The 7,880-nt window shown below is 70.6% G+C and carries 7 protein-coding genes; all 7 read right to left on the bottom strand.

What is annotated here, in order from left to right:
* The coding region (locus JHD82_RS28255) for an ABC transporter ATP-binding protein (RefSeq protein ID WP_199140176.1) at positions 1-432 on the bottom strand (432 nt) is incomplete at its 3' end.
* Entirely contained in the window at positions 425-1,438 is a 1,014-nt protein-coding gene (locus tag JHD82_RS28250) for an iron ABC transporter permease (RefSeq protein ID WP_199140174.1), read from the bottom strand. The genes JHD82_RS28255 and JHD82_RS28250, both read right to left, overlap by 8 nt.
* Positions 1,438-2,499, bottom strand: a complete 1,062-nt coding sequence (locus JHD82_RS28245) for an iron ABC transporter substrate-binding protein (protein ID WP_199140172.1) — start codon at positions 2,497-2,499, stop codon at positions 1,438-1,440. The genes JHD82_RS28250 and JHD82_RS28245 overlap by 1 nt, the downstream gene beginning before the upstream one ends.
* A 5-nt stretch (positions 2,500-2,504) precedes the next feature.
* Positions 2,505-3,053: a DUF2478 domain-containing protein gene (locus JHD82_RS28240; protein WP_199140170.1), complete on the bottom strand. Its 549-nt coding sequence runs from the start codon at positions 3,051-3,053 to the stop codon at positions 2,505-2,507.
* Positions 3,054-3,086: 33 nt separating this feature from the next.
* Positions 3,087-3,962 carry a tungsten ABC transporter permease gene (locus tag JHD82_RS28235; RefSeq protein WP_199140168.1) on the bottom strand — a complete coding sequence of 292 codons (876 nt, stop codon included), beginning with the start codon at positions 3,960-3,962 and terminating at the stop codon, positions 3,087-3,089.
* 22 nt (positions 3,963-3,984) lie between these two features.
* Positions 3,985-6,066: a TonB-dependent siderophore receptor gene (locus JHD82_RS28230; protein WP_199140166.1), complete on the bottom strand. Its 2,082-nt coding sequence runs from the start codon at positions 6,064-6,066 to the stop codon at positions 3,985-3,987.
* 191 nt (positions 6,067-6,257) lie between these two features.
* A partial coding sequence (gene mnmC, locus JHD82_RS28225; protein ID WP_199140164.1) for an FAD-dependent 5-carboxymethylaminomethyl-2-thiouridine(34) oxidoreductase MnmC occupies positions 6,258-7,880 on the bottom strand: 1,623 nt, incomplete at its 5' end.

The following is a 7,880-nucleotide window of genomic DNA, read 5'->3' as shown; positions in this document are numbered from 1 at the left end:
GGTGTAGGGACGCAGCGCCAGATGGGCGATGCCCAACTGCTCCAGGCAGCCCAGCGCCAGGGCACGGTCGGCACTTGAAGGCCGGGCCAGCGCAGGCAGGCGCGCGGCACGGCCCATGAGCACCATGTCCAGCGCTTCGAAGCCGAAGACGCCGGCCTGCGCCTGGGGCACATAGCCCACGCGCCGCGCAAACTCGGCACGCGGCCAGCTGTGCACGGGCTGGCCCTGCACGCGCACCTCTCCGGCCAGCGGCGCCAGCAGGCCCAGCACGGTGCGGAACAACGTGGTCTTGCCGCAGCCGTTGGGGCCCAGCAGGCACAGCACCTCGCCTGCGGAAATGGCCAGGTCCAGCCCCTGGCTGACGCGCAGCCGCCCATGGCCCGTGGCCAGGGCCAGCGTCTGCAGCACGGGCGCCGTGGGCATTTCAGTCATTGCGGCCCGTGCGCGAAAGCAGGTAGAGGAAGAAGGGCGCGCCGACCAGGGCCGTGAGAATGCCCAGCGGCAGCTCGATGCGCGCCGCGCTGCGCGCCAGGGTGTCGGCCGCAACCACGAAGCCCGCGCCCAGCAGTGCCGAGGCCGGCAGCAGGCGCACGAAATTGGGGCCGACCAGCAGGCGCGCCACATGCGGCACCACCAGCCCCACCCAGCCGACGATGCCGGCCAGCGATACGGCGGCCGCCGTGCCCAGCGTGGCACAGGCCACCAGCAGCAGGCGCAGGCGTGCTACGGGCACGCCCAGGGCCAGCGCCTCCTCGTCGGGCAGGCCCAGCAGGTTGATGCGCCAGCGCAGCAGCATCAGGGGCAGCAGGGCGCACAGCATCACGGGTGCCGTGGAACCCAGCTCGGGCAGGGTCACGGCGCTCAGGCCGCCCATGAGCCAGAAGGTGATGGATGGCAGCTGCGTATTGGGGTCGGCCAGCGTCTTGATCAGGGCGATGCCCGCGCCCAGCAGCGCTCCCAGCGCAATGCCGGCCAGCACCAGGACCAGCACCGGGTCATGGCGGCGCACGCTGGCGCTGATGGCCACCACCACGGCCACGGCGGCCAGCCCGCCGCCAAAGGCCAGGGCCTGCACGGCCGCCATGGACCAGCCCAGGAAGATGCCCAGCACCGCGCCCAGGCCGGCACCGGCCGAGACGCCCAGGATGTCGGGCGAGACCAGCGGGTTGCGGAACATGCCCTGGTAGGCCGCGCCTGCCGCCGCCAGCGTGGCGCCCACGGCCAGGCCTGCGGCGATGCGCGGCAGGCGGATGTTCCAGAGCACGGTCTCGGCGCTGGCGGACAAGGGCGAGGCTGTGCCCATTGCGCGCGCCAGCAGCGACTGCCACAGCTGCTGCGGCGCGATGGAGAACTGACCCGCCGCCAGCGCCCACAGCAGCACGGCGGCCAGCAAGGCCAGCGCGAGCACCCACCCCAGGCGGCGGCCTGTGGCAGGCATCAACGCGCAGTCTCCATCAGCCTGCCCAGCGCTGCGGGCGACAGGTCGGCGCCGTAGAACAGGCGGTAGAAGTCGCGCACCTCGCGTTCCAACGGCGGCAGTCCCTGCAGGGCCGGCGCCTGCGGGTGGAGCTTTTCCAGCAGCCAGCGCACACCGATCAGCCGGTTGACGCCGGGCGGCCCGTCCAGCCAGCCGAAGGGCCAGACCGGCGCGCAGTGCACGCGGCCCGAGCGCACGGCGGCCACGCCGCGCCACAGCGGGTCCTTGCGCATGCGCTCGGCAAGGCCGGGTTCCTGCGTGACGATGACCTGCGGGTCCCAGGCCAGGATCTGCTCCATGGACACGCGTGTCAGTCCGCCGCGCCCTGCATCGGCCGCCACATTGCGCCCGCCCGCATATTCGACGGCTTCCACATTGATGGAGCCCGCCAGCCCCGTTTCCAGGCCGTTGGCGCTGCGCGCGAAGTACACGCGCGGGCGCTCGGCCGGTGCCAGGCCCTGGGTGGCACGCTGCGCCAGCGCCGCCACGGCATCGGCATGGCGGGCCAGGGTTTCGCCACGTGCGGCCTCGCCCAGCAAGGCGCCAACCTCGCGCAACTGGCGTGCGTGGTCGGCCAGCGAGCCCTGGATCAGCACGCAGGGCAGGCCGGTCTGGCGCGCCAGCCGCTCGGTGGCCGAGATGTAGGTGGCATCGGCCGTGCCGGCGTCCAGCACTAGGTCGGGCTGTAGTTTCAGCAGCGACTCCAGCGGCATGGTGCTGCCGCGCCCGGACAGGCGGCCCAGATGCGGCAGCGCCTGCAGCGTGGGCCCCAGATAGGCGCGCGAGACATCGTCCAGCTGCTGGGGCCAGCCCAGCAGCTTGTGCGGTGCCAGCGTGGCCACAAGCACGCCTGCGGGCGGGCCGGCGGCAAACACCCGGCGCAGTTTGGTCGCGTCCGGTATCTGGCCTATGCGCGCGGCAATGGTCGTGGTCTGGGCATGGCCGGGAACAAGCGCCGATGAGGCCAGTGCCGCCATGGCCTGGCCCAGCCAGCGGCGGCGGGTGAACAGAAGATCGGTCATGAAAATCAGGGGATGGGGCTGGCGCAGCCACGGCGCTCAAGCTGTGCCTGGCACCATTGCTCTATCTGCACCTCATCGGCTGCCAGCTCGGCATGCAGGCTGCCGGTGTACCTGCGCCAGTCTTCAAGATGGCGGGCCGCGACGGCCGTGAGCACGGGCGTGCCGGCCTCGACAAAGGCCGCGAATTCGGCGGCAAAGCCTTGCCCCGAGGCCTCGACGATGCCGAAGCGGTTGATCACCACCAGATCCACGCCATCGTCCAGCGCCTGGCGCAGCACGGCGCTGGCTTGGGCCAGGGCCTGGGGGTTGAGACTGCAGGCGCGCGAGGCGCAGCCCAGGTCCTGGGACAGCTCGAATTGGCGGTCACTGCGCAGGTCGAACAGCTGCATGCGCTTGTTGCCGTTGGCATAGCGGTCCTGGCGATGCACCACGCCGCCCACGCGCCAGCCCGCGCCTTGCAGGCGGCGCGCCACGCGTTCGAGCAGCAGCTCCATTGCATGTTCGTCGTCGGGATGGACCAGGGCGGCCAGGGGCAGGGTGGCAGGTGAGTTCATGGCATGCGGTGCTTGTGGGATCCAGGCAGGTTTTTACTCCTGGCCGCCGCCGGTGTCGTTGACCAGGGGCATGCTGTCGCGCCCGAAGATCCAGGGACCTCCGGCTGCCACATTGGCCAGCGCCAGTTCCTGCTGGCCCTGTGCGGACAGCAGATGCTCGGCCAGCCGTTGCGCGCTGCGGCGCTGGCCAGCGTCGGCCGGATGGCGCGGCCCGGGCGTGAGCAGCACATAGGGCCGGCGCATCAGCGGGTCGCCGTGCAGCAGCAGCTCGATGCCGGGCGCGCCCATCTTGCCGAAATGCAGCGGGATATGGCCGACCACGGCATAGCCCTGGAGCTCGGCCGCCAACTGCAGCACGGCCTGGGGGCGCGGCCCGGTGTCGGCGCGCAGCCAGCGGGCGTCCGGCCGTATGCCGGCGCGGCGCCACAGGCGCTGGACCACGGTATAGCTGCCGGGGTCGCGCAGCGCGATGAAGGGCGAGCCGCTGGCAACGATGCGGCGCATGGCCTGCACGCCATCGGCCGCGCCGCGCACGCGGGCCGGGTCGTGCGAAGGGCCGGCGAACACATGCTCGTTCCAGCCCCAGACCCGCGCGGCCGATGCCAGGCCGGCAGCCTCCAGCGACATGGCTTCGTCGCTGGCGTGGATCAGCAGCAGCTGGGCGCGGCCCTGGGCCATGGCGGGGATCACGCCCTCCTTGGGCGCGGCAACGGCGGTGCGCACGGACAGGCCCAGGCTGCGGCCCGCCGCGTCGGCCAGGCGTGGCCACACACCGCACAGCGACAGGCCGCCGACCACGGCCACGTTCACGCTGGCAGGTTCGGCCGGCTGGGCGGCGCAGCCGCTCAGGGCGGCCAGCGCGGGCAGGGCGCCCATCAGGCGACGGCGATCGGGGTAGAGCGGTTCCATGGATTCAGGGCCAGTCCGTGCTTCAGAAGCGATAGCCCAGGTTGACATACCAGCTGCGGCCCGGCATGGGCAGGCCGTCATCGAACTGGTACCACTTGTCGCCGATATTGGCCACGCCAAAGTCCACGGTGATGTCGCTGCGCGGCTTGTAGCGTGCGCGCAGGTTGGCAATGCCGTAGCCGGGCAGCTTGAGCGTCTGCAGCTGGCCGCTGCCCGACAGCGGCACGTAGCGGCCCTTCTCGGTCTCGACCTCGGCATTGAATTCCCACTGCGCCAGCGGACGCCACTGGACACCGGCCAGCAGGCGGTGGCGCGGCGTGTTGGTCAGCGTGATGCTGGAGTCGCTGGTGTTGCGGCGGTTCAGGTAGGTGTAGCCGGCGTTCACGCCCCATTGCGCGGACAGTTGCTGGGCCAGGGACAGCTCCATGCCGATGTTGCGCGTGCGCCCCACGTTCTGCGCCTGGTTGCAGGTGGTGCCGCCGCATTCGGCCGAGGCCACGACCACGGTCTGGATCTGGTTGCGCACGCGGCTGTAGAACAGCGCGGCCTGGCCCTGGCCGCCCTGCCAGGGCGAGCCGCTGACGCCCAGCTCCAGGTGGTTGGCCGTCTCGGGCTGCAGGTCGGGGTTGGCCAGGGCCGTGCCCATGCGTGCCGAGTAGCGGTCCTTGATGGTGGGAAAGCGCGTCTTGTGCGAGGCGATGAAATACGCCTCGCTGCCGCCGCCCAGCGCATAGCCGAGCTTGGCCACGCCATTGGTGGCGCTGGCGGAGCCCGTGGGCCACTGGTAGACCTCGCGCGCATCGCGCTGGTCGTGGCTGAGCGCCAGGTTCAGGCTCCAGCGCTCGGCCAGGGAGATCGTGTCCTCGATCACCAGCGAGCGCGTCACGTCGCGGTAGTGCTTGCTGGGGTCCTTGGCCGAGGCGGCATCGGTGTGCTCGTCGATCTTGTAGTGCGCGCCCAGGCGCAGCGCATGGCCCTTGAAACTGTAGTTGGCCCACTCGATGCTGGCGCCCTGGCTCACGTCCTTGTAGCTGCTGGTGGGGTCATGGCGCGTGTAGCTCGCGTCCGTGTACATGTCCAGGCCGTTTTGGTAGGTGTCGTGGTAGATGCGCGTCTTGAGCAGGTTGTCGGCATTGATGCGCGTGGTGCTCAGAAAGTACACGCTGTCCTTGTCCCAATAGGGCCAGCGCCAGTAGCGGATGACGTTCTTGCCCGTGGCGCTGCCGGTATACACGGGGTTGCCCTTCTCGCCTTCCTGGCGCACATAGCCCAGCGCGTATTCGTCCGTGGCATTGGGCGTGAGGCCCAGCTTGAACGACAGCCGCTTGTCCGTGCGGTAGGCGTTGTCGCGGTAGTTGCCCGTGTCGGTGGGCTGCTTCTTGAAGTCCTTGAAGCCCTTGGGCAGCGGAAAACTGTCCGCGTCCAGGTAGGAGGCGCCAAGCTGGTAGTACCAGGTGCCCAGGTTGCCGCCCAGGTTCACGGCGGCCTTGCGTTCGCCGCCTGCGCCTGCGCCGATGCGCGCATCGCCCTCGAAGGATTTGACCGGCTTGCGCGTGACCAGGTTGATGGCGCCGCCCAGCGTATTGGGGCCATACATCAGCGAGGCGCCGGCCTTGGCCACGCGGATCTCGGACAGGTCGAAGGTGGTGAAGCGGCCGAAGTCCACATAGCCGTCATAGGGCACGTACAGCGGCACGCCGTCCACGAAGACCGGCACCTGGCGCGGATCGAAGCCGCGCAGGTAAATCATTTCCTCGTTGCGATTGTTGCGCGACAGCGTGGCGCCCGGCAGCAGGCGCACGGCGTCGGCCACGGTGTCGGCATTGTGCTGGCGCATCTCGGCGGCGCCCAGTCGCTGTTCATCGCCGGATATGGCCTGTGCTTCATCACGCGCACCGTGCACATCGACCGTGCCCAACTGGAAGGTCTGCGAAGCCTGTGCTGCAGGTGCACCCGATGGGGCCTCGACCTGGGCTTGCGCCTGCGTGCTGGCGGCCAGGCCCGCGAGCAGCAGGGCTTGTGTCAGTGAGGAGCGAAGGCGGAACGAGGGTGAGCAGAGGGCGGGTGAGGATGCGGGAGCGCAGGAGCGAGGCTGGCGGGTCACGGTTTCAGGTTCTTGTGAGGTTGAACGCGGGGAGCGGCTGGTTGTTTCCTTTTGAAAACAGGTTCCGGATTCTAGCGATATGCACTGGAAAACATAACGAGTGACAAAAAACCGTCTGCGGGAAGACTCGGGTTTTCTTTCAGGCCGTTGTGTGAATGCCCGGCCGTTCAGCGGCCGGGCGGTTCAACGGCTCAGCGCCTGCGGCCCAGGCGCTCGCTGGCCAGGGCAGCCGCCAGCCTGGCGTCCAGGGGCAGCGGTTCGTCGTGCAGGCGTGCTGCCAGCAGCTCGCCGCACAGCAGCGACAGGGTGAGCCCGCGCGAGCCCATGGCCGTCAGCGCCCACAGGCCGGGAGCCTGATCGGACACCGGTCCGACCACGGGCAGCCGGTCTGGCGAGGCCACGCGCACGGCGCCCCAGGTGGCGCGCGGTGGCGCGTCGAAGAAGCCTTGCAGGCCCTGGTAGGCACGTGGCAGCAGCTGCGCCAGCTTGGCGCCATTGGCTGCATGGGCTGCGGCCTGGTCTTCGGGACTTGGCGGCAGCGCGGTCTGGTCGCGCTCGAAGGTCGATCCCATGACCCAGCCTGGCCCGGCTGCATCGCCGGGCAGCGGCATGGCAGGCACCAGGTTGCCATGGCCGTTGACGGGAAAGGGCGGCATGGCCTGTGCGCTGGCCGGGGTGTGCACATCCCAGCTGACCTGGCCGCGGATGGGCTGCAGCGGCCAGGCGGCCTGCGCACCCAGGCTGTGCTCCAGCAGCGCATTGGTTGCGGGGCCCATTGCGAGAACGACCAGTTCAGCCTCGGCCAGCAGATTGCCCTGTGCATCCAGGGCCTGCCAGACGGGCGCGCCACCTGCTGTGTCGGTGCATGCAAGACGCGCCACGCAGGCGCGGCCCTGCCAGCGCACGCCCGGCAGCGCCAGCTGCGCCTGCACCAGCCGCGCCGGGCGCACCCAGCCGGCCTGCACATGCCAGCAGGCCGGGGCGTCGGCGGGCAGGCCGGCCGCCGAGAGTTGATCGGCGCTGGCGGGCCGGCTCCAGTGGTCGCCCGGGCCGGGGGATTGCCAGTCGCGCGGCAGCCGCGGGGCGGCTTCCACGCCGTGCTCCAGCACGCCGGTATCGCACCAGTCCGTGCCCGGTTGCAGCAGGCCCTGGCCGGAGAGCATTTGCAGCTGTGCCAGGGTCAGGCGTGCGCCATCGCGGCTCAGGCGGGACAGCAGGCTGTCATCGGGCGAGACATGGGGGCAGAACAGGCCCGCGGGCAGGGCCGAGGCGCCCGCTGCAGGCGCGTCGGCAGCATCCAGCACGGTGACCTGCCAGCCACGGCGCGACAGGCTGGCGGCGGCGGCCGCACCGGCGATGCCTGCACCCAGCACCATGCAGCGCCGTGGGGTGATGGCTTCCTGCGGCTGCGCACGCGGCCCGCGCGGTTGCCAGGCCGGGTCAAAGACAGCATGCAGGTTGTGGCGCTTGGGGCGCACGCCATCCACCTTGCGCACCTGAAAGCCGTGCTGGGCCAGGGCATCGCGCACCGTGCGTGCCACGCACCAGGTGGACAGCTGCGTACCGCGCCGGCAATGGCGCGCCAGCGCGCGCAGGGTGTCGGCGCTCCAGAGGTCGGGGTTGAGTTCCGGCGTGAAGCCGTCCAGGTAGATGCTGTCGGCTGTGAGCTGCTGGCGCCGCAGCATGGCCTGGGCATCGCCGATGTACAGCGTCAGCAGCACGCGGCCCTGCTCGAAGGCGAGGCGGTGCACGCCGGGCAGCAGGCCCTGGAACTGGGCGGCCAGCTCTTCCGCCAGAAGGCGCAATCCTGGCTC

The sequence above is a fragment of the Delftia sp. ASV31 genome (genome assembly GCF_016428765.1).
GTDB lineage: Bacteria > Pseudomonadota > Gammaproteobacteria > Burkholderiales > Burkholderiaceae_C > Comamonas > Comamonas acidovorans.
This window is presented reverse-complemented; position numbering and strand designations above follow the sequence as displayed.